This window comes from Streptomyces vastus (genome assembly GCF_039532825.1).
GTDB lineage: Bacteria > Actinomycetota > Actinomycetes > Streptomycetales > Streptomycetaceae > Streptomyces > Streptomyces vastus.
Genome location: NZ_BAAASJ010000032.1, coordinates 12,897 through 36,548, shown reverse-complemented (window position 1 = coordinate 36,548; position 23,652 = coordinate 12,897). Strand labels below are relative to the sequence as shown.

6 protein-coding genes are annotated in these 23,652 nt (G+C 72.1%); 3 read left to right on the top strand and 3 right to left on the bottom strand.

What is annotated here, in order from left to right; genetic code table 11:
* Nucleotides 1-23 precede the first annotated feature (23 nt).
* The gene (locus ABD357_RS15335; RefSeq protein ID WP_344390573.1) at nucleotides 24-968 is read left to right on the top strand and encodes a serine/threonine-protein kinase; all 945 of its coding nucleotides are present in this window, start codon (nucleotides 24-26) and stop codon (nucleotides 966-968) included.
* Between the two features lie 207 nt (nucleotides 969-1,175).
* Nucleotides 1,176-1,502, top strand: coding sequence for a hypothetical protein (locus tag ABD357_RS15330; RefSeq protein ID WP_344390571.1), 327 nt, complete (start codon nucleotides 1,176-1,178; stop codon nucleotides 1,500-1,502).
* 33 nt (nucleotides 1,503-1,535) lie between these two features.
* On the opposite strand, the gene ABD357_RS15325 is transcribed toward ABD357_RS15330, so the two are convergent.
* From ABD357_RS15325 to ABD357_RS15315, 3 genes are read right to left on the bottom strand one after another with little or no spacing between them, the layout of a single operon-like run.
* The gene (locus ABD357_RS15325; protein WP_344390569.1) at nucleotides 1,536-2,393 is read right to left on the bottom strand and encodes an ABC transporter ATP-binding protein; all 858 of its coding nucleotides are present in this window, start codon (nucleotides 2,391-2,393) and stop codon (nucleotides 1,536-1,538) included.
* 3 nt (nucleotides 2,394-2,396) lie between these two features.
* Nucleotides 2,397-3,509: a FecCD family ABC transporter permease gene (locus ABD357_RS15320; RefSeq protein WP_344390567.1), complete on the bottom strand. Its 1,113-nt coding sequence runs from the start codon at nucleotides 3,507-3,509 to the stop codon at nucleotides 2,397-2,399.
* 2 nt (nucleotides 3,510-3,511) lie between these two features.
* Complete coding sequence (locus ABD357_RS15315; protein WP_344390857.1) at nucleotides 3,512-4,477, bottom strand: FecCD family ABC transporter permease; 966 nt, start codon at nucleotides 4,475-4,477, stop codon at nucleotides 3,512-3,514.
* Between the two features lie 249 nt (nucleotides 4,478-4,726).
* Between ABD357_RS15315 and ABD357_RS15310 the strand changes: the two genes are divergently transcribed.
* Nucleotides 4,727-23,617: an amino acid adenylation domain-containing protein gene (locus tag ABD357_RS15310; protein ID WP_425584876.1), complete on the top strand. Its 18,891-nt coding sequence runs from the start codon at nucleotides 4,727-4,729 to the stop codon at nucleotides 23,615-23,617.
* Nucleotides 23,618-23,652 lie beyond the last annotated feature (35 nt).

The following is a 23,652-nucleotide window of genomic DNA, read 5'->3' as shown; positions in this document are numbered from 1 at the left end:
GCCAGGCATCCGGGGCAGCGCAGATGGACGAGATCGAGCAGGAGCACGGGGACACCAACGTGGCGCCCCCGCGCCCGTCGGCGCCCGACGGCCAGGCATGCGGCCCCTGGACACGGGTCCTCGCCGAGCGGTACGGGCTGATCAAGCCGGTCGGCACCGGTGGCATGGGACGCGTCTGGCTGGCGTACGACCTGCGGCTGCGCCGGGAGGTCGCGGTGAAGGAGGTCGTCGTACGGACGGAGGTCGCGCCGGGGGAGGAGAGTCCGGAGGTACGGACCGCCCGGGCGCTCAGCGAGGCGTGGAGCCTCGCCGCGCTGCGCGAGGCGCCGCATGTGGTGACGGTCCATGACGTCGTCGAGGAGGACGGATTCCCGTGGATCGTGATGGAGTTCGTCCGCGGCGCAACGACACTGGAGGCGGTGGTCGAGGAGCGGCTGCGGGCGGGAGAGGGGCCGCTGCCGGTCCGTGAGACGGCGCGGATCGGCCTCGCCGTGCTCAGGGCGCTCGCCGCCGGGCATCACCTCGGGATCGTGCACCGGGATGTGAAACCGTCCAACGTGCTTCTGGCACCGGACGGTTCGGGGCACCCGCACGCGCGCGTGGTCCTCACCGACTACGGGATCGCCCACCGTATGGCGGGCGCCCAGTCCCACACCCGGCCGCAGCGGGTGATCGGCACGCCCGGCTATCTCGCCCCGGAGCAGCTGTACGGGGGTTCGGCCACACCGGCGTCCGACTTGTTCGCTCTCGGTACGACCCTGTACTTCGCCGTCGAGGGCAGAGAGCCGTTCGCCGAGGGGGCGGGCAGCGGCTACCCGCCGGCTCCCGCGCCGCCGCGTCGTGCCGGACCGCTCGGCGAGGTGCTGACGCAGCTGCTGTCCGCCTCGCCCCTGCACCGCCCGGAACACCGAGCGGTGCTGCGCCGGCTGCGCGAGCTCACCGGGGAGACCGGCGGGTCCCTTTCCTGACGCGGCTCTTTCCTGACGCACTGCCATGTGGAGCGCGTCGTTACGCCTGTGTGGGGCGAGGGGAGGCTTCGCGCAGCCGTGGGATGTGCTCTTCTGGCGGCCTGCGAGGTGGAGTAGCAAGGGCACGGCTGGCAAGCGGAAATACGGCGCGCACCGCGACACAAGCGCCACTGGAGCACAACACCCTTGGAAATCACGGTCATACGCATGCGCCTGCTGGCCGAGGCGCCGTTCCGGCTGTGGATGGCGGTCAGCGGCACGCTGGGCGGCACCACGCAACGGCAGCTGAGACAGCGGCTGCACGATCAAGTCGACGACGGACACCGGGAGTTCTTCCTCGACCTGCAGGAACTCCGCTGTGCCGAAGGGCTTTCGGACGGCGAACTGCGCGCAGTGTTCCCCAAGGATCCTGCCGCGCGCTTCCACCTCATCGGAGGCCCCGACCGCATCCGCGAGGTCGTCACCGGCGACCCGCGGTTCACCCTGTACGCCGCTCCGGAATCCGCCTGGTGTCAGTGGGTCAACGGCACTTGACCCCTGCCCTGATGCGGCTGGTACGCCCTCTTCTCACGTACGGGCCGGTTGACCCGTGTCGGCCCCGTGGTGGCGCCCCATCGGAATGACCAGGGGTGTGCCGCTGACCGGGTCCATGGTGATCTTGCAGGTCAGGTCGAAGACGTCCTCCACGGTCTCGGCGGTGATGACTTCGGCAGGCGGGCCCTCGGCGACGATCCGCCCGGACTTCATGGCTACGACGTGGTCGGCGTAGCGGCAGGCCTGGTTGAGATCGTGCAGCACCATCACGACGGTGCGCATCTCGCGCCGGTTGAGGTCGGTGATGAGGTCCAGTACGTCGATCTGGTGGGCCAGGTCCAGATACGTCGTCGGCTCGTCGAGGAGGAGTACGGGCGTGCCCTGCGCGACCGCCATGGCGATCCAGGCGCGCTGGCGCTGCCCGCCGGAGAGCTCGTCGACGGGACGGTCCGCGAGGTCGGTCATGGCGGTGGCGGCCAGCGCCTGGTGCACGGCCTGCTCGTCGGCCTTGGACCACTGCCGCCACCAGGTCTGGTGCGGGGAACGGCCGCGGTTGACCAGGTCGATGACGGTCAGTCCCTCGGGTGCGACCGGGCTCTGCGGCAGGATGCCGAGGCGCTGGGCGAGTTCGCGGGACGGTATGGACTGCAGCGCCCGGCCGTCCAGGTGGACGGCGCCCTCGCGGGGGGCGAGCAGCCGGGCCAGGGCGCGCAGCAGCGTGGACTTGCCGCAGGCGTTGGCGCCGACGATCGCGGTGATCCGGCCGGGCGGTACGGCCAGGTCGAGGCCGTCCACGACCAGGCGGTTGTCGTACGCCAGGCGCAGTCCGCTCGCCCGCAGGTCCGGGTCGGTTCCGGGCGAGGCGTCCGCCGACTTGGGTTCAACCGACATGGATCAACCTCCTGAACCCGCGCGGTTCACGCGGACGAGCAACCAGAGCAGGACCGGCGCGCCGAGCACGCCGGTGACGATTCCGACCGGCAGTTCCGTGCCGGGGACGAGCGTACGGGCGATGAGATCGCTGCCGAGGACCATCAGGGCCCCGGTCAGCGCCGAGGCGACAGGGGGCGGCCAGGCGGTGCCGGCCAGCCGCTGGGCGATCTGCGGCGCGGCGAGCGCCACGAAGGCGACGGGGCCCGCGGACGCGGTGGCGAAGGCGATCAGACCGACCCCGGTGAGCAGGATGGACAGGCGCACGAACTGCACCCGGGTACCGAGGCCGGTGGCGACGTCGTCGCCCAGCTGGAGGGTGCGCAGGAGCCGCCCGAGCAGCAGCGCCGCCGGCAGCAGCACCGCCAGCACGACGGCGAGCGGGGCGACCTGGTCCCACGTACGGCCGTTGAGGTTGCCCACCAGCCAGCCGAGGGCGGCCTGCGCCTCGAACCGTCCGCCCTTGGCCACCAGATAGTCGGTGGCGCTGGTGCAGATCCAGGCCACGCCGATGCCGATCAGGATGATCCGGTAGCCGGTGGTGCCGCGCCGCCAGGCCAGGGCGTACACGATCAGGGCGGTGGAGAGTGCGCCGAGCAGTCCGAGGGCCTGGGTGCCGAGGCCGCTGTCCCAGCCCAGCACGATGCCCGCCACAACGGCGGTGCCCGCACCCTGGGTCAGGCCGATCATGTCGGGGCTGGCCAGCGGATTGCGGGTCATGGTCTGGAACAGCGCACCGGAGACGGCGAACGCGATCCCGGCCAGCAGACCGACGAGGGAGCGCGGCAGCCGCAGCTCCTGGACGACGAGGACGGTGCCGGGGTCGCCGGTGCCGACGAGGGCGCGTACGACATCGGCGAATGCGATCGGATAGTCGCCGAAGGTCAGGCCCCAGCAGAACAGCAGGAAGGTGGCCGTGGCGAGAACCGCGCTCAGCGCCACAAGGCGGGGACGGAAGATCCCGGAGACCGGCGGAACGGCCAGCCGGAAGGTGCGATGGGAGCGGACACGTTCGGGGGCGCGTGAAGTGCCGGAGTCCAGGGGGGACTTGGCGAGGGTGGACGGTGAGTCGGCCATGGTCACACCTCCGCGAGCTGGCGTCGGCGGACCATGGCGATGAAGAACGGGCCGCCGATGAAGGCGACGACGATGCCCGCCTGAACCTCGGTCGGCCGTGCGACGACCCGTCCGGCGATGTCCGCGGCGAGCAGCAGACTCGGGGCGAGGACGGCCGACAGCGGCAGCAGCCAGCGGTGGTCGGGGCCGATCCCCGCCAACTGGGCGAGGACCCGGGCGACATGGGGGACCACCAGGCCGATGAAGACGACCGGGCCGATGACCGCGACCGCCGCACCGGTCAGCAGGGTGACCGCGGCGACGCCCTGCAGCCGGACCAGGCCCAGGCGCCGGCCCAGCGAGGCCGCCACGTCTTCGCCGAGGGCGAGGCTGTTGAGGGCCGGCGCACAGGCCAGGGCCAGTACGGCGCCCACGGCGAGGAACGGCAGGATCCGAAGCACCGTGGCACCGTCCTGCTCGGCCATGGAACCTGCGGTGAAGAAGCGGTAGCGGTCCAGCGCGTCCGGGTCGGTCAGGGCGATGGCGCTGGTGAGCGAGGTGAGCAGTGAGGTCACGGCGATACCGGCGAGCGCCAGCTTGACCGGCGTCTGGCCGGAACGGCCAAGCCCGCCGAGGAGGTAGACCACGACGCTTGCCGCGAGCGCGCCCGCAAAGGCGAACCAGACGTACCCGTAGAACGAGCCGAGCCCGAACACCCCGACCGCCATCACGATGGCGAAGGAGGCGCCCGCGCTGACCCCCAGGATCCCGGGATCCGCGAGCGGATTGCGGGTCAGTGCCTGCATGAGGGCACCGGCGAGGCCCAGAGCGGCGCCCGCCGCGAGGCCGAGCGTGGTGCGCGGCACCCGTGCCGACCAGACGATGTTGTCCACGAGCCGGCTCGGGGCGTCGCCGAACAGCGCCCGGATCACCTGGTCCGGCGGGACGCTGGCCGCGCCCAGCGCGAGCGACAGCAGACAGAGCACCATCAGAACAGCGCCGAGCAGGACCACGAGCAGTACGGGGCCAAGTCTCTTGCCCCGCTTCACCGTTCGGTCTCCACGGACCAGACTCCCTTAGGTTAGGCAGACCTTAATCCTAGTCGTGGGCTCGGGGTCCATAGCGATTGGGTCTTTTGGTTAGGTAATCCTTACCTTAGTATGACCTGCGGTCCTCCGGCAGAGCCGGTTCCGCACACCCGGGAGGCACGGTCAGCTGTGTCCGGTTTTGTAGAGCGTGTGTCAGGCATCGACGACAACGAAGTTCAGGCGTTCTGGAGTCGACGGCTCGACCCGCTCCCACAGGAGACAGCCCTCCCCGTCGACTTCCCGTATCCCCTGCGGCCCGGCGGGGAACAGGGATCGGTGAGCCGCCCGTTGGGCACCGCGGCCGACGAGGCGACGCTGCTGTCCGCGTATGTCGCGGTGCTCCACCGTTACAGCGGCGCACGGGACATCACCGTCGGGTACGGCGGCCTGCCGGTCAGGATCGCCCTGGACGGCGGCACGGAGTTCACCGAACTGGTGCGCCGGGTGGCCGAGGCCTGTGCGGAGGCCCGGGACCACCGGGTCGAACTGTCCACGCTCATCGCCCAGTTGCGTCCTGAGCCCACCCGCGGCGGCGGTCTCCTGTTCAACACGGCCTTCGGGGACACCGCCTCGGCAGGCCCGCTGGACGTCACGCTCGAGGTCATCGCCGGCGAAGTCTCCGCGGGTGAAGTCACTGCAAATGAAGTCACTGCGGACGAAGTACGCGTGACCTACCGTCAGGACCTGTTCGAGGCAGCGACCGCCGAGCGCATCGCTGACCACTACGCGACCTTGCTGGCCGACGCCCTGACCCGGCCGGGCACTCCCGTCGGTGAACTGGAACTGCTCGCCGCCGACGAGCGCCACCGCATCGTCGAGGATTGGAACGACACCGAGCACGACGTTCCGTCACGCACCTGGCCGGAGTTGTTCGCCGAGCAGGTGGGTCTGCGACCGGACGCCGTCGCCCTCGTCTTCGAGGACACCCAACTGACCTACGCCGAGGTCGACGAGCGCGCCAACCGGCTGGCCCACGCCCTCATCGCGCGCGGCGCCGGACCCGAACGGGTCGTCGCGCTCGCCGTGCCCCGCTCGGCCGAGCTGATCATCGCCGAGGTCGCCGTGCTCAAGTCCGGCGCCGCCTACCTGCCGGTGGACACCGACTACCCGGCGGACCGCATCTCCTACATGCTCACCGACGCGGCCCCCGCCTGCCTGGTCACCACCACCGAGGCCGCCGCCGACATCCCGCCGAGCGACGGCATGGACCGCCTGATCCTCGACGAGCCCGACACCGTACGGGAGTTGGGGCAGCGCCCGGCGCACGACCCCACCCCCGAAGCGCTGTCCACCGGCAACGCCGCCTACGTCATCTACACCTCCGGCTCCACCGGCCGCCCCAAGGGCGTGGTGCTCTCGCACGCGGGCGTCGCCAAGCTGGTCGCTACGCAGACCGAGCGGTTCGGCATCGGCCCGCACAGCAGAGTGCTCCAGTTCGCCTCGCCCAGCTTCGACGTGGCGTTCTGGGACCTGTGCCTCGGACTGCTCTCCGGTGGCCGGCTCGTCGTCGTACCGACCGAACGCCGGGTGCCGGGCGCACCGCTCGCCGAGTACGCGCACGCCCACGGCATCACCTTCATGATCCTCCCGCCGGCCCTGCTCGCCGCCATGCCCGAGGACATCGAACTGCCGCCCGCCACCCTCCTCGCCGGCACCGAACGCGTCTCGCCGGAGCTGGTCGGCCGCTATGCGCGCGGCCGGATGATGTTCAACGCGTACGGCCCTACCGAGGCGACCACCAACTCCACCCTCGGCCTCTGCGATCCCGACACCCCCTCCGGCACCATCGTGCCGATCGGTGTCCCCGACCCCGGGACTCGCGCCTACGTCCTCGACGCCCGGCTGAAGCCCGTCCCGGCGGGCGTGGCGGGCGAGCTCTACCTCGGCGGCGCGGGCCTGGCCCGCGGCTACCTGGGGCGGCCGGACCTGACGGCCGAACGGTTCGTCGCCGACCCGTTCGGGGCGCCCGGCGAGCGGCTGTACCGCACCGGCGACCTGGTGCGCTGGAAGGCCGACGGGCGCCTCGAGTTCCTCGGCCGGGCCGACTCCCAGGTGAAGATCCGCGGCTTCCGCATCGAACCCGGCGAGATCGAGTCCGTACTGCGCGGCCACCCTGCCGTGGACCAGGCAGCGGTCGTGGTGCGTGAGGACCGGCCCGGCGACCGCAGGCTGGCCGCTTATGTCGTTCCGTCCCTGGAGGCGGAGGCGGAGGCGGAGGCGGAGGCGGCCCGGGACGAGACCGTGCAGGTCCAGGAGTGGAAGGACCTGCATGAACTCCTCTACTCGGCGGCGGGATCCGAGGGCCACCGGGACAACTCGGTGCGCTTCCGCGAGAACTTCGCGGGCTGGAACAGCATGTACGACGGACTGCCCATCCCCGTCGACGAGATGCGGGAGTGGCGTGATGCCAGCGTCGCCCGTATCGAGGAACTGACGCCCCGCCGGGTCCTGGAGATCGGCGTCGGCAGCGGACTGATCCTCTCCCGGGTCGCGCCCGGATGCGAGGCGTACTGGGGCACCGACCTCTCCGAGGAGGCCGTACGCGCCCTGCGCACCCAGGTCGAGGCGGTGCCGGAGCTGGCCGACCGGGTCCGCCTGAGCGCCCAGCCCGCGCACGACGTCTCCGGGCTGCCGCAGGGCTACTTCGACACCGTCGTCATCAACTCCGTCGCCCAGTACTTCCCGAGCGCCGACTACCTCGCCGAGGTACTCGGCTCGGCAGCGGAACTGCTGGCGCCCGGCGGCCGGCTGTTCGTCGGCGACGTCCGCAACGCCCGTCTGCTGCGCTGCCTGCGCGCGGCCGTGGAGACCCGCCGCGCCGACGACCCGGAGGACAAGCAGGCCCTGCGCACCGCCGTGGAGCGGTCGGTGGCCTGGGAGGGGGAGCTGCTCCTCGACCCCGACTTCTTCGCCGCGCTCGACGGCTTCGACGCCGACATCCGCGTCAAGCGCGGAGCCCATCACAACGAGCTGACCCGGTACCGCTATGACGTGGTGCTCACCAAGCGTGCCGCCGCCGTGTCGGCACCGGCCGACGGCGAGGAGACCGCGTGGGGCGACCTCGACGGCCTGGACGACCTCGACGCCCGCCTGGGCGAGGGGCCGTCCATGCTGCGGGTGGTGGGCGTGCCGAACGTCCGACTCGCCGAGGACCTGGCCGTGTTGTCCGCCCTGGACGGCAGCAGCCGCACCGCCGCACCGGCCGGCGCACCGGATCCGGAAGCGTTTCATGCGCTCGGTTCCCGGCACGGGCACCGGGTCGCCGTCACCTGGAACGGCTCCGCCGACGACGGCAGCCTCGATGTGCTGTTCGCCCTCGGTGACGCCCCGTACGACGGCTGCGTGTACCGCCCGTCCGGCACGGCGGCGCACGCCAACCGCCCCGCGCCCTTCCGCGACGTGAACGCTCTCATGAGGGCGCTGCGTTCGTACGCGGCCGACCGGCTCCCGGAGTACATGGTCCCGGCCGCCGTCGTCCCCCTTGACCGCCTCCCGGTCACCCCCAGCGGCAAGCTCGACGCAGCCGCGCTGCCCACCCCCGACTACGGCGCCCTCAGCTCCGGCCGCCCGCCGCGCGGCGCCCGTGAGGAACTGCTGTGCGCGGCCTACGCCGAGGTCCTCGGCCTGCGCTCGGCCACCATCGACGACGACTTCTTCGCGCTCGGCGGCGACAGCATCACCGCCATCCAGCTCCTCGTCCACGCCCGCCGGGCCGGGTTGCGCCTCAGCTCCCGCGACGTCTTCCGGCACCGTACGGTCGCGGCGCTCGCGGAAGCCGCCGATGTACGGACCGATGCGCAGGACACCGAGCAGGACACTCCGCTACTCCGGCTCACGGAAGCCGAACTCGCCGAGCTGCAAGGTGAACACCTGGTCAGCGTCCAGGAGTTGCTGCCGCTGAGCCCGCTCCAGGAGGGCTTCTACTTCCACTCCCTCGTCGACGGCGCCGACCGGGACGCATACGTCGTCCAGCAGGCCCTCGAACTGTCCGGCCCGGTCGACGGCGAGACCCTGCGCCGGGCCGCCCAGCGCGTCCTGGAGCGGCACGCCCCGCTGCGCGCCTGCTTCCGCCCGCTCGCCGACGGCCGCCCGGTGCAGATCGTCGCCGACCGCCTTGAGCTGCCCTGGCGCGAGGTGGACCTGTCCGCGCAGGAGGCAGGGGTCCGGCCGTCGCTCGCCGACGCGGTCGCCGCCGACGAACGTGCCCGGCGCTTCGACCTCGCTCGCCCGCCGCTGCTGCGCTGCGCGCTCGTACGGCTCGGCGAGAACCGCAGCCGACTACTGCTGACGTTCCATCACATCGTCGCCGACGGCTGGTCCCTGCCGGTGCTGCACCGCGAGCTGATGGCCTGCTACGGGGACACTCCGGCCGAACTGCCCGAGGTCGCGCCGTACCACTCGTATCTGCGCCGTCTGTCCACCGCCGACCGCGACGCCGCCCGCGAGGCCTGGCGCACCGCGCTCGCCGGTTTCGACGAGCCCACGCGGCTGGTTGAGGCACCCGCCGACGGTACGCCGATCGAGCCCGCCCAGGTGCGCGTCGAGCTGTCCGAGCAGGTCACCGCCCGCCTTGCGGCCCGCGCCCGGGAACTCGGGGTGACTCTCGGCTCTCTCGTGCAGAGCGCCTGGGGTCTGCTGATCGGGCGGCTGACCGCCCGGCAGGACGTGGTGTTCGGCACCACCGTCTCCGGCCGTGATGCCGAGGTCGAGGGCATCGAGTCCATGGTCGGCCTGTTCATCAACACGCTCCCCACGCGCTTCCGTTGGGAGCCCACCGACACCCTCGCCGAGCTGCTCGGCCGGCTCCAGGACGAGCAGGCGCGGCTGCTGGACCACCAGCACCTCGGCCTCGCGGAGCTTCAGCGGGTCGCCGGGCTCGCGGGCAGCGGCGAGCTCTTCGACACCCTGGTCGTCTTCGAGAACTACCCGTCCGCGACCGGCCTCACCGACCCCTCCGGCACGATCCAGGTCACGGGCCACGAGTTCCACGACGCCGTGCACTACCCGCTCGCTTTGATCGTGAAGCCGGGCCGCCGACTCGACCTGCGCCTCAAGCACCACGCCCAGCGGCTCGACGCGGAGAGCGTGCACCGGATCGCGGACCGGCTCACCCGGATCCTGGACGCCCTCGCCGCCGACCCCGGGCAGCCGGCCGCCAACCTGGAACTGCTCTCCGCGGAGGAACTGTCCCTCGCTCACCCAGCTGGCGAACGACGGGACGTGCCCGAGACGACGCTGGCCGCCGCCTTCGAGGCCCAGGTCGCCCGCGCCCCGCGGGCCACGGCCGTGGTGTACGAGGACGAGACGCTCACGTATCGCGAACTCGACGCCCGCGCCGAGGAGTTGGCGGCACGGCTCCGTACCCGGGGCGCCCGTCCCGGCGCGGTCGTCGCGGTCGCCGTACCGCGCTCGGCGGAACTCATGGTCGCCCTGCTGGGCGTGCTCAAGTCCGGCGCCGCCTACCTCCCCATCGACGTGGACTACCCGGCCGACCGTGTGACGCACATGCTCACCGACTCGGGAGCGGCGACGGTCGTCACCACGACTGCCACCGCACCCCGACTGCCCGAAGTCCCCGGGCTCACGCCCTTGTTGCTGGACGCCCCGGCCGAGTACGTGCCTGACGTCCCGTCCGTCCTCGCGCGCCCCGACGACCCGGCCTACCTGATCTACACCTCGGGCTCAACCGGCCTTCCCAAGGGCGTAGTTGTCACCCATCGTGCGATCGTCAACCGCCTCGCCTGGATGCAGGGCGAGTACCAACTGACCGCCGACGACCGCGTGTTGCAGAAGACCCCGGCCAGCTTCGACGTCAGTGTCTGGGAGTTCTTCTGGGCACTGTGCGAGGGCGCCGCGGTCGTCCTCGCGCGTCCCGACGGGCACCGCGACCCGGCGTACCTGGCCGAGCTGATCCGCGAACAGGGCGTCACCACCCTGCACTTCGTGCCCTCGATGCTCGAAGCCTTCCTGCAGTCCGAGGAGATCACCGCCGGCCCGGCCTGGGCGGCCTCACTGCGCCGCGTCTTCAGCAGCGGCGAGGCGCTGCCCGGCGCCGCCGCGTCCCACTGGCGGGAGCTCACCGGGGTACCGCTGCACAACCTGTACGGCCCGACCGAGGCCGCCGTCGACGTCACGTACCACCCGTACGACGGCGCACCCGACACCACCGTTCCCATCGGCCGCCCGGTGTGGAACACCGGCCTGCGCGTACTGGACCCCTGCCTGCGCCCAGTGCCCGAAGGCACCCCCGGCGAGCTTTACCTGACGGGCGCTCAGCTGGCGCGCGGCTACCACGCCCGCCCTGGCCTGACCGCCGAGCGGTTCGTGGCCGATCCGTACGGCGCGCCCGGCGAGCGCATGTACCGCACGGGTGACCTGGTGCGCCGCCGCGCCGACGGGAGTGTCGAGTACCTGGGGCGCACCGACCGTCAGGTCAAGATCCGCGGCAACCGCATCGAACTCGGCGAGATCGAGGCCGCGTTGACCCGTCGGCCCGACGTCGCCCAGGCTGCCGTCACCGTCGCGGGCAGCGCACTGATCGCGTACGTCGTCCCCGCCCGCGACGCCCGGCCGGAGCCCGCCGAACTCCAGGCCGCCCTCACAGAGTCGCTGCCCGCGCCCATGGTGCCCGGCGCCTATGTCGTCCTGGACAGCTTGCCGTTGACCCCCAGCGGCAAGCTCGACCGGGCAGCACTGCCCGCGCCGCAGACCGTACGCGCCGAGGCGCGGGCCCCGCGCGACGAGCGCGAACGCGCCCTCACCGAGATCTTCGCGGCCGTGCTGAAGCTCGACGACGTCGGCATCGACGACGACTTCTTCATGCTCGGCGGCGACAGCATCACCTCGATCGGCGTCTCCAGCCGCGCTCGCAGTGCAGGCATGGAGCTCAATCCACGGGACGTCTTCGAGCACCGCACTCCCGCGGCCCTCGCCGCGGCGGCCGTCCCGGTGGCCTCGGCCCGCACGCTGACCTCCGCCTTCTCCCTCACCGCCGAGGAGACCGAGCGCGTACACCGGCTCAGCCCGTACCCCGTCGAGGACATCTGGCCGCTGGCCCCGCTCCAGGAAGGGCTGTTCTTCCACTCGACGTACGACGACAGCGCCCTGGACGTCTACACCGTCCACGAGTCCTTCGACTTCGCCACGCCCGTCGATGCGGACCGGCTGCGCACCGCGGCCCGCGTCCTGCTGGAACGCCACCCGAGCCTGCGCGCCGGGTTCACCAGCGAAGGCCTGCGCCAGCCGGTGCAGTTCATCGTCCGCGAGCCGGAGATCCCGCTCCACGAGGTCGACCTGTCCGGGCTGCCCGTCGCAGAACAGGACGTACGGCTGCGGGAGTTGATGGACGAGGAGCGCACCCGCCGCTTCGACCTGACCCGGCCGCTGCTGTTCCGGATGCTGCTCGTGCGGCTCGGCGAGGAGCGCGGCGACCGCCTGGTCGTCGGACGGCATCTGCTGCTGTGGGACGGCTGGTCGGCGTGGCTGTTCCTGGACCAGCTCTTCGCCCTGTACGAATCCGGCGGCGACGCGAGCTCCCTGCCCGCGCCCGGCTCCTACCGCGACTACCTCACCTGGCTGGAGGCCCAGGACACCGCCGTCGCCACCCGCGCCTGGCGTACGGCCCTCGCCGGTCTGGACGAGCCCACCCTGCTCGCCGCCGCCGACCAGGGCCTGGAGCCGGACATCCCGGAGAGCCTGGACACCGCCCTCCCGGCGGACCTGGGCGAGCGGCTGCGCGACACCGCACGCCGGCACGGCCTGACCCTCAACTCGGTGCTCACCGCCGCCTGGGGCCTGACCCTGGCGAGCGCGACCGGCCGTACCGACGTCGTGTTCGGCACCACCGTCGCGGGCCGGCCGAGTGAGGTGCCGGACATCGAGCACGTCATCGGCATGTTCCTCAACACCGTGCCCGCCCGGATCGCCTACGACCCCGCCGAGCCCGTGCTCGGCCTGCTGCGGCGCGTCCAGGACGAACGCCTTGCCGTGATGCCGTACGAGTACCTGGGCCTGGGCGTCCTCCAGGCCGATACCGGCCACCGCCGGCTGTTCGACACGCTCTTCGTGCTGCGCAACAGCGACACGGGGGAACGGCTCGCCGAGCTGGCGGACCGGCACGGCGCCCGAGCCGTCGCCAACGTCGACGCGACGCACTATCCCGTGAACCTGGTCGTCACACCGGGGCAGCGCATCCACGTCACGCTCACCCACCGGGCCGACGTCATCGGTGGGCGGCAGGCGCAGAACCTGCTCGACCGCTTCACGCTGCTGCTGGAGCGGCTGGCCCACGACCTGGACGCCCCCGTGGGCCGCCTTGACCCGCTGCTTCCCACCGAGCACGCCGAGTTGGAGCGCGAGCGGGCCGCGAGCCGTGTCCCCGACCCCGAGGACACCATCGCCGACCTCCTGGCCGCGCAGGCCGCCGCCACCCCTGAGGACACCGCGCTCGTCTTCGGTGACACGACGCTGTCGTACGCCGAACTCGACACCCGTATCAACCGCATGGCCCGGCTGCTGCTCGCCCGCGGTGCCGCGCCCGAGAGGGTCGTCGCCCTCGGGCTGCCCCGCTCCCTGGACATGGTCGTCGCCCTGTTCGCCGTACTGCGCACCGGAGCCGCGTATCTGCCGCTGGAACTGGACTACCCGGACGACCGGCTCAGGGTGATGCTCGACGACGCCCGGCCCGCGCTGATCCTCTCCACCGAAGCGGTCGCCGCACGACTGGAGGGGGCCGCCCCCGACAGCCCGCGCGTGCTGCTCGACGACCCGGCGGTGACGGCCGAACTCGCCGCGTACGCAGGCGACTTGACGCGCCAGGTGTTCAGCCTGGAGCACCCGGCCTACATCATCTACACCTCCGGCTCCACCGGCCGCCCCAAGGGCGTCGTCACGCCGTACCGCGGCCTGACCAACATGCAGCTCAACCACCAGCGGGAGATCTTCGAACCGGCCATCGCCTCGGCGGGCGGCCGTCGGCTGCGCATCGCGCACACGGTGTCCTTCGCCTTCGACATGTCGTGGGAGGAGCTGCTGTGGCTGGTCGAGGGGCATGAGGTGCACATCTGCGACGAGGAGCTGCGGCGCGACGCCGAAGCCCTGGTCGCGTACTGCGAAGCTCATCGCGTGGACGTCGTCAACGTCACCCCCACATACGCCCACCTCCTCATCGAGCAGGGCCTGTTGGAGGGCCACCGGCCGCCGCTGGTTCTGCTCGGCGGCGAGGCCGTCTCGGAGACGGTGTGGAACCGGCTGCGCGACACCGAGGGCACCTACGGCTACAACCTCTACGGGCCGACCGAGTACACCATCAACACCCTCGGCGGCGGCACCCTCGACAGCGCGACACCGACGGTCGGGCGTCCGATCCGCGGGACCCGCGCCCACATCCTGGACGGCTGGCTGCGACCGGTCCCGGACGGCGTGCCCGGCGAGCTCTACATCGCCGGTATCGGCCTGGCCCGCGGCTATCTCGGTCGCCCTGGACTGACCGCCGAACGCTTCGTCGCCGACCCGTTCGGCGGCGCATGGGGGTCCCCCCGGACGAAGTCTGGGGGAGAGCGCATGTACCGCACCGGCGACCTGGTACGCCGTCGCGCCGACGGCAACCTGGACTTCCTCGGCCGCACCGACGACCAGGTCAAGATCCGCGGCTACCGCGTGGAGCTCGGCGAGATCGAGACCGCGCTCGCCCAGCACCCCCGGGTGGCCCAGGCCGCCGTCCTCGTCCGCGACGACCGGCTCGTCGGTTACGTCGTCCCCGACCGCCCCACGGGCGGCGACCGGGACACCGCCGAGCGCGAACAGGTCGGCGAGTGGCAGGAGATCTACTCCGACGAGTACGAGGAGATCAGCACCGCCGTCTTCACCGAGGACTACGCCGGCTGGGACTCCTCGTACGACGGGCAGCCCATCCCCTTCGACCACATGCGGGAGTGGCGCGAGGCCACCGTCGACCGGATCAGTTCGCTGCGGCCCCGGAGGATCCTGGAGATCGGCGTCGGCTCCGGCCTGCTGCTGTCAAAGCTCGCGCCGCAGGCCGAGGCCTACTGGGCCACCGACTTCGCCGCCCCCGTCATCCGCAAGATCGGCGAGGACCTGCGCCAGGACCCGGAACTCGCCGCCAAGGTCACGCTCCGCGCCCAGCCCGCCGACGACCTCAACGGGCTGCCCGGCGACGGCTACTTCGACACGATCGTCATCAACTCCGTCATCCAGTACTTCCCGAGCATCGACTACCTCACGTCGGTGATCCAGGGCGCCATGGAGCTGCTCGCCCCCGGCGGCGCACTCTTCGTAGGCGACGTGCGCAACCTGCGGCTCGCCCGCACCTTCCAGACGGAGATCCAGCTCGCGCGCGGCGTGACCGGTGACGCTCTGGGCAGGGCCGTCGAACGCGGACTGCGCCTGGAGAAGGAACTCCTCGTCGACCCCGACTACTTCACCACCCTCGGCTACGGAGTCGACCTCCGCACCAAGCGCGCCCGCCACCACAACGAACTCAGCCGCTACCGCTATGACGCCGTGCTGTACACGGGCGATCCTGCCCTGCGGCTCGACGACGTCCCAGCCGTCGACTTCACCGGGGACCTCGGCCTGGCGGAGCTCGTCGCCACGGCCCCGCTGCGTCTCGCCGGTATCCCCGACGCCCGTATCGGAGCCGACGGGGGAGTGGACCCCCAGACGATGCACGACCTCGGCGCCGAACACGGTCGCCGCGTGCTGACCACCTGGTCCCGCGAAGTGGGCACGTACGACGCCGTGTTCCTGGCCGACGACGGCGGTGACGGCGGTGACGCCGGTGACGCTCCCGGGCTGACCGCCGGGCTGTATCGCCCCGGCGGCGGGGCGGCCCCGTACGCCAATGAGCCGACCGCCGCGCGCGACGCGAACAGCCTGGTCCGGCAGCTCCGCGAGGACCTCAAGCAGCGGCTGCCCGACTACATGGTCCCGGCCGCCTTCGTCACCCTCGGGCGGCTGCCCATGAACGACAACGGCAAGCTCGACGTGCGCGCCCTGCCCGAAGCCGAACCGGCCGTCGCGCTCGGCACCGGACGAGGGCCGCGCACTCCCGAGGAGGAGGTGCTCTGCCGACTCTTCGCGGAGGTCCTCGGCCTGCCCGAAGTCGGCGCCGAGGACGGCTTCTTCGACCTCGGCGGCCACTCCCTGCTCGCCACCCGGCTGATCAGCCGGGCCCGCACCGAACTGGGCGCCGAACTCGCGATCCGCGACCTCTTCGAGGCCCCGACCCCGGAGCTGCTCGCCGCCCGCGCCGACGGCGGACGCCCCGCCCGCCCGGCCGTCGTGCCCGTCGCCGACCGTCCCGAACGCATCCCGCTGTCGGCGGCCCAGCGCCGCCTGTGGCTGGTGGAACAGATCACGGGCAGTGGTGTCGCGTACAACTTCCCGCTGGTCTTCCGGCTCCGCGGCGAACTCGACCTGGACGCGCTGCGAGCGGCCCTGCGGGACGTGGCCGGGCGCCACGAGGCGCTGCGCACCGTGTTCCTCGAGGAGGACGGGGAGCCGTACCAGCGGATCGTCCCGGCGGCCGAGGGCGAGCCCTCGTTCACCGTCACGGACTGCGCCGAGGACGCCCTGCCCACCCTGATCGAGACGGCCCAGCGCCGCCCCTTCGACCTCAGCCGTGAACTCCCGCTGCGTTGCCAGGTGTTCCGGATCGCTCCGGCCGACCATGTCGTGGCCGTGGTCCTGCACCACATCACCACCGACGAGTGGTCCGACCGGCCGTTCCTCAACGACCTCACCGCCGCTTACCAGGCTCGTCGCGAGGGCCGCGAGCCGGAGTGGGCGCCGCTCCCGGTGCAGTACGCCGACTACACGCTCTGGCAGGACACCCTGCTCGGCGGTCGGCTCGGGGAGGAGCAACTCGCCCACTGGACCGAGGCCTTGCGCGCCCTCCCGGAGGAACTGACCCTGCCCCTCGACCGGCCCCGCCCGGCCGAGCCCACGGGCCGCGGCGGCAAGGTCCGCTTCGAACTGCCCACCGGCACAGGCCGGGAGCTGCGAGAGCTGTCCGCCGCCACGGGCACCAGCATGTTCATGCTGTTCCAGGCTGCCACCGCCGCCCTGCTGCACCGGCTCGGTGCCGGGGACGACATTCCGCTCGGCGCACCGATCGCGGGCCGTACGGATGACGCGCTCGACGATCTGGTCGGCTTCTTCGTCAACACGCTCGTCCTGCGTACCGATCTGTCCAGCGGCCCTCTGTCCGGCGGTGACCTCACCTTCCGCCAACTCCTCGGGCGCGTAAGGGAGTCGGCACTGGAGGCGTTCGAGCACCAGGACCTGCCCTTCGACCAGGTGGTCGAGGCGGTCAACCCGGCGCGCGTGGCCGGGCGCAACCCGCTCTTCCAGGTCATGCTCGGATACCACCACCGGCCCGACGGCGACCCGGACGTGCTCGGCATGCCGACCGAGTGGTTCGACATGGACACCGGCATGGCGAAGTTCGACCTCCACTTCACCTTCGTGGACGAGGCAGGCCGGAACCGTCTGGTACTGCTCCTGGAATACGCGGCCGACCTGTGCGACGCGACGACCGCCGAGCGGCTGGCCGGACGTCTGGTGCGGCTGCTGGAGCAGGTGGTGACCGATCCGGACCAGCCCGTACGGGACTTGGAGGTCCTTCAGGAGTCCGAGCGGCAGTCCGTCCTCGGCCGGTGGAACGACACGGCGCACGACGTGGAGCCGACCACCCTGCCGGAGCTTTTCCGCGCCCAGGCGGCCCGCACACCCGGCGCCCTCGCCCTCTTCCTCGGTGAACAGCGGCTGACCTACGCCGAGTTGGACGCGCGCGTCGAGCACACCGCGCGGGTGCTGGCCGGCATGGGCGTGGGCCCGGAGAGCACGGTGGCGGTCGCGCTGCCCCGATCGGTGGACCTCGTGGTGGCGCTGCTGGCGGTACATCGCGCGGGTGGGGCGTACCTGCCGCTGGACGCCGACTATCCGGAGGAGCGGCTCGCCCTCATGGTGGAGGACGCCCGTCCCGCGTGCGTGATCCGCGACGCCCTGCCTGACGGACCGGCAGGTGAACTGCCGCTGGGCTACGACCCGTTGAGTCCGGCGTATGTCATCTACACATCCGGGTCCACAGGCCGTCCCAAGGGCGTGGTGGTGCCGCACCAGGGCATCGTCAACCGTCTGCAGTGGATGCAGGCCACGTACGAACTCACCGGCGACGACCGGGTGTTGCAGAAGACGCCGTCCAGCTTCGACGTGTCCGTGTGGGAGTTCTTCTGGCCGCTGATCACCGGGGCGACTCTCGTCCTGGCCCGGCCGGAAGGCCACAAGGACCCGGCCTATCTCGCCGAGTTGATCCGGCAGCAGCAGATCACGACGGTGCACTTCGTGCCGTCGATGCTCCAACTGTTCCTCGAGGAGCCCTCCGCAGCGCGGTGCACCGGCCTGCGCCGCGTGATGTGCAGCGGCGAGGCCCTGCCCGTACCGCTGGCGAACCGCTTCCACCAGGTGCTCTCCGCCGAGCTGCACAACCTCTACGGCCCGACCGAGGCGTCCGTCGACGTCACCGCGATCGAGGTGCGACCGGAAGCGGAGAGCGTGCCGATCGGCCGCCCGGTGTGGAACACCGGCGTGTACGTCCTGGACGCCGGACTGCGTCCGGTACCTCCGGGCGTGCCCGGCGAGCTCTACCTGGCGGGCGTCCAGCTCGCCCGGGGTTACCTCGACCGTCCCGGCCTGACCGCCGAGCGGTTCGTCGCCGATCCGTACGGCGAACCCGGCGCCCGCATGTACCGCACGGGAGACCTGGCCCGCTGGACGGCAGACGGCACAGTCGAATATCTCGGCCGCACCGACGACCAGGTCAAGGTCCGCGGTTTCCGTATCGAACTCGGCGAGGTCGAGGCCGTGCTCGCCCGGCACGAGGCCGTCGCCCACGCCGTCGTCGTTCCGCATGACCAGCGGCTCGTCGCGTACATCGTCCCGGCCTCGGGCCGGGCACCTGAATCGGCCGCCTTGCGTGCCCACACCGGGGCAGCCCTGCCCGAACACATGGTCCCCGCGGCCTTCGTGGCCGTCGACGCCCTGCCGCTCACCCCCAACGGCAAGCTCGACCGCAAGGCCCTGCCCGCCCCCGACTTCACGGCGGAAACGGGCAGCGGCAAGGGTCCGCGTACCCCGCGCGAGGAGATCCTCTGCGGACTGTTCGCGGACGTGCTGGGCCTGGAACGGATCGGTGTCGACGACGACTTCTTCGCGCTCGGCGGCCACTCGCTCCTGGCGATGCGGCTGGTCAGCCGCGTACGGGCGGCCCTGGGCGTCGAGCTGGCGCTGCGTACGGTGTTCGAGGCCCCGACGGCGGCCCGGCTCGCGGAGCAAACGACGGGTGCCGCCGACGAGCCCGCGCGCCCGGTCCTGACCGCTGCCCCGGAACGGCCGGAGCGGCTGCCGCTGTCCTTCGCCCAGCAGCGGCTGTGGGTGCTGTACCGGGTGGAGGGCCCCAGTCCCACGTACAACATCCCGATCGTCTGGCGGCTTTCCGGAGCGCTCGACACGGACGCGCTCCGGCTCGCCGTCGACGATCTCGTCGCCCGGCACGAGCCGCTGCGCACCGTCTTCCCCGAACAGGACGGTCGTGCCCACCAGTTGATCCTCGATCCGGGGCAGGCCGGGATCGAGGTGGAGATCACCCGCACCAGGGAGGAGGAGCTGGACGGGCGACTCGTCGAGGCCGCCGAGTACGGCTTCGAGCTGGACCGTGAACCCCCGCTGCGTGTCCGCCTGTTTCAGGTCGCCGAGGACGAGCACGTACTGCTGCTCCTGCTCCACCACATCGCGGGCGACGAGTGGTCCGACGGGCCGCTCGCCCGGGACCTGACCGACGCCTACGAGGCGCGGGCCGCGGGCCGCACCCCGGACCGGGTGCCCCTGCCCGTCCAGTACGCCGACTACAGCCTGTGGCAGCGGGCGATGCTCGGCGACGAGAAGGACCCGGCCAGCCTGGCCTCACGTCAACTCGCCTTCTGGCAGCGGAACTTGGCGGGTCTCCCCGAGGAACTCGCGCTGCCCGCCGACCGGCCGCGTCCGCTGGAGGCCAGCTACCGCGGCGGGGCCGTGAAGATGCCGCTGGACCCGCGGTTGGCGGCGGAGCTGCGCGCACTGGCCCGGACGGGCAACGTGAGCATGTTCATGGTCGTCCAGGCCGCGGTGGCAGCGCTGCTGACCCGGCTCGGAGCCGGTACGGACATCCCGCTGGGCAGCCCGATCGCCGGTCGCACCGAGGAGGCGCTGGAGGACCTGGTCGGGTTCTTCCTCAACACGCTCGTGCTGCGCACCGACACCGCGGGCGACCCCACCTTCCGCGAACTCCTCGGCCGCGTACGGGAGACGGACCTCGCCGCCTTCGACCACCAGGACGTGCCGTTCGAGCGGGTGGTGGACGCGCTCAGTCCCGCTCGTTCGCTCGCGCGGCACCCGCTGTTCCAGGTCATGGTCGTGTACCTCGCCGCGGGCGGTGCCGAGGACGGCTTCGCCGGGCTGCGCTCGCGGCGGGAGGAGATCGGCCAGACCACCGCCAAGTTCGACCTCTCCTTCGACTTCGTGGAGCGGGCCGACGGCGAAGGCGTCGACGGAGTCCTGGAGTACAGCACCGACCTCTTCGACCATGCCACCGCCGAGGCCGTCGCCGAGCGGATGATCCGCCTGTTGCGTGCGGTGGTCGCCGCCCCCGACACCCCGATCACCCGGATCGACGTCCTCGGCGCCGCCGAACGCCGGCGGATCCTCACCGAGTGGAACCACACGCCCGCACTCGCCCCGCCCACCACCGTCCCTGCCCTCTTCGAGCGACAGGCCGAACTCTCCCCGGACGCCCCCGCCGTGGCCTCCGACGGCATCCGGCTCACCTTCGCCCAACTGAACGCCAAGGCCAACCGGCTCGCCCGGCTGCTGCTCGCGCACGGCGCCGGACCCGAGCGGATCGTCGCCCTGGCGCTGCCCCGTACCGCCCGCACCCTGCTCGCCATCCTGGCGGTGCAGAAGACCGGTGCCGCGTATCTGCCGCTCGACCCGGACGCCCCCGCGGGCCGTACCCGCGACATGCTCGACGACGCCCGCCCGGTACTCGTCCTCACCACGAAGGACCTCGCCCCGCTGCTGCCCCCGGACGGCCCGCCGGCCATGCTCCTCGACGACTCGCGGACCGCGGAACTGCTCGCGGGTGAGAGCCCCACCGACCTTCTCGACACCGACCGCACCACACCGCTGACGCCGGGCCACCCGGCCTATGTGATCTACACCTCCGGTTCCACCGGCCGCCCCAAGGGAGTTGTCGTCACCCACGAAACCGTGGGCAATCTCTTTCACAGTCACCGCGAGACGCTGCACGCACCGGCCAAGGCGGCCACAGGGCGGCGGCATCTGCGGGCCGGACACGCCTGGGCGTTCTCCTTCGACGCCTCCTGGCAACCACAGTTGTGGCTGCTCGACGGGCACTGCGTGCATGTGGTGTCGGACGAGACCCGCCGCGACCCCGAACTGCTCGCGGCGGCCGTCGTCGAGCACGGCTTCGACTTCCTGGAGGTCACGCCGTCGTTCTTCGCGCAGATGGCGGAGACGGGGCTGGTCCGCGAGGACGGCAGCTGCCCGCTCGCCGTCGTCGGCGTCGGCGGTGAGGCCGTACCGGTGGCGCTATGGGAGCGGCTCGGGCAACTGCCCGGTACCGAGGCGTTCAACCTGTACGGGCCCACCGAGTCCACCGTCGACGCCCTGGTGGCGCGCGTCCGCGACAGCGACCGGCCGCTCGTCGGCCGGCCGGTGGCGGGCACCCGGGCATACGTACTCGACGACCGGCTGCAGCCCGTACCACCCGGCGTCACGGGCGAGCTGTACCTGGCCGGCGGCGGCCTGGCCCGCGGCTACCTGGGCCGCCCCGCGCTGACCGCCGAGCGCTTCGTCGCCGACCCGTTCGGGCCGCCCGGCTCGCGGCTGTACCGGACCGGTGACCTGGCCCGGTGGACCGCCGACGGGCAGATCGACTATCTGGGCCGTGCCGACGACCAGGTGAAGATCCGCGGCTTCCGGATCGAACCCGGCGAGATCGAGTCCGTGCTCTCCTCCCACCCCGACGTCGCCCAAGCAGTGGTGACGGTACGTCAGGAGGGGCCGCGGAAACTGTTGGTGGCGTACGTCGTTCCGGTCGCCGGACGGCTCCCCGACGCCGGACGGCTGCGTGCGCACGTCGGCGGGCAGTTGCCGGACTACATGGTCCCGGCCGCCTTCGTACTCCTGGACCGGCTGCCCGCACTGGCCAACGGCAAGCTGGACCGGGCCGCCCTGCCCGCCCCGGACTTCAGCGCCTTCTCCACCGGCCGGGCTCCCAGTACGGAGCTGGAGAAGACCCTGTGCGGCGTCTTCGCCGACGTACTGGGACTGGACGAAGTCGGCGTCGACGACGACTTCTTCACCCTGGGCGGCGACAGCATCGTGGCCATGCAGCTCGTGAGCAGGGCCCGGGCGGCGGGGGTGCGGATCACCCCACGCCTGGTGTTCCGGCACCGTTCGGTCGCGGCTCTCGCCGAAGTCGCGACGGCGGCCGGACCCGAGGCCGCCGGTGCCCGCCCCGCCGATGACGGCATCGGCACCGTGCCGCTGACGCCGGTCATGCACTGGCTGCGCGAACTCGGCGGCTCCTTCAAGGGCTACCACCAGGCCGCCCTGGTCCGGACTCCCGCCGCCCTGGACCGGCCGAAGCTGGCCGCCGTGCTGCGGGCCCTCTCGGATCGGCACGCCATGCTGCGCGGCAGGCTGGTCCGTACGGGAAGCACAGGCAGTACGGGAAGCACAGGCAGTACGGGAGCCGACGACTGGACCATCGAGGTCCCGGGCCCCGACGCGGTGGACACCGAGGCATGGATCGAGCGGGTCGACGTCGCCGGGCTGGACGCCGAGGCGCTGCGGACGGTGGTCGCGGAACGCGCCCATGCCGCCCGCGCGACGCTCGACCCGGACGCCGGCACCATGGTGCGGGCCGTGTGGTTCGACGCGGGCGGTGAGCCGGGCAGGCTGCTCCTGATGGCCCACCACCTCGTCACCGACGGCGTCTCCTGGCGCGTCCTGCTGCCCGACCTGGCCGCCGCCTGGCAGGACGTGGCCGCCGGGCGCCCGGCGGAACTGCCGCCCGTCGACACCTCGTTCCGCACCTGGTCGCGCATGCTGGCGGAGCTGGCTCAGGACCCGGCCCGCGAGGCGGAACTGCCGTTCTGGACCGGTGTGTTCGAAGGCGCCGCGCCCTTCCCGCTGGACCGGCCGCTCGACCCGGACCGCGACACCGTCGGCACCGTACGGGAGCTGGCGCTGCGCCTGCCCGCCGACCAGACGGGCCCGCTGCTCTCGGCCGTGCCCGCCGCCTTCGGCGCGAACGTCAACGACGTCCTGCTCACCGGTCTCGGCCTCGCCGTGGCCGACTGGCGGCGACGTCATGGGGACGGCTCGGCGGACCCGGTCCTCGTCGACCTCGAAAGCCACGGCCGCGAGGAGGAGTTGGCGGGGGACGCCGATCTGTCGCGTACGGTCGGCTGGTTCACCAGCGTCTTCCCGGTCCGCCTGGACACCGGCTCCGCCGACCTGGACGACGCGCTCCGGAGCGGCCCGGCCGCGGACGAGGCGGTGGCCGCGGTACGACGGCATCTCGGCTCGCTGCCCGCGAACGGCGTCGGCTACGGCATGCTGCGCCACCTCAACCCCCGTACGGCACCGGTCCTCGCCGCTTTCGAGACACCGGCGATCGAGTTCAACTACCTGGGCCGGTTCGGCATCCCCGAGGAGATGGACTGGTCGTACGCCCCGGAGGAGGACGTCGCGGACATCGGCGCCGAGCCGGAGATGCGGGAGGGCCATGCCCTCGGCATCAACGTCGTGACCGAGGACCGCGCCGACGGCCCCGTCCTGGCCGCCCACTGGTCCTGGCCCGAGGCCGTACTGTCCGAGGAAGCGGTGCGCGATCTGGCCGAGACCTGGTTCCGCGCCTTGAAGGCCCTGGTCACCCGCACCCAGCACCGCCCATAGCCCCTAGCCCCAGCCCCTTGCCCTCTAGTCCCGCA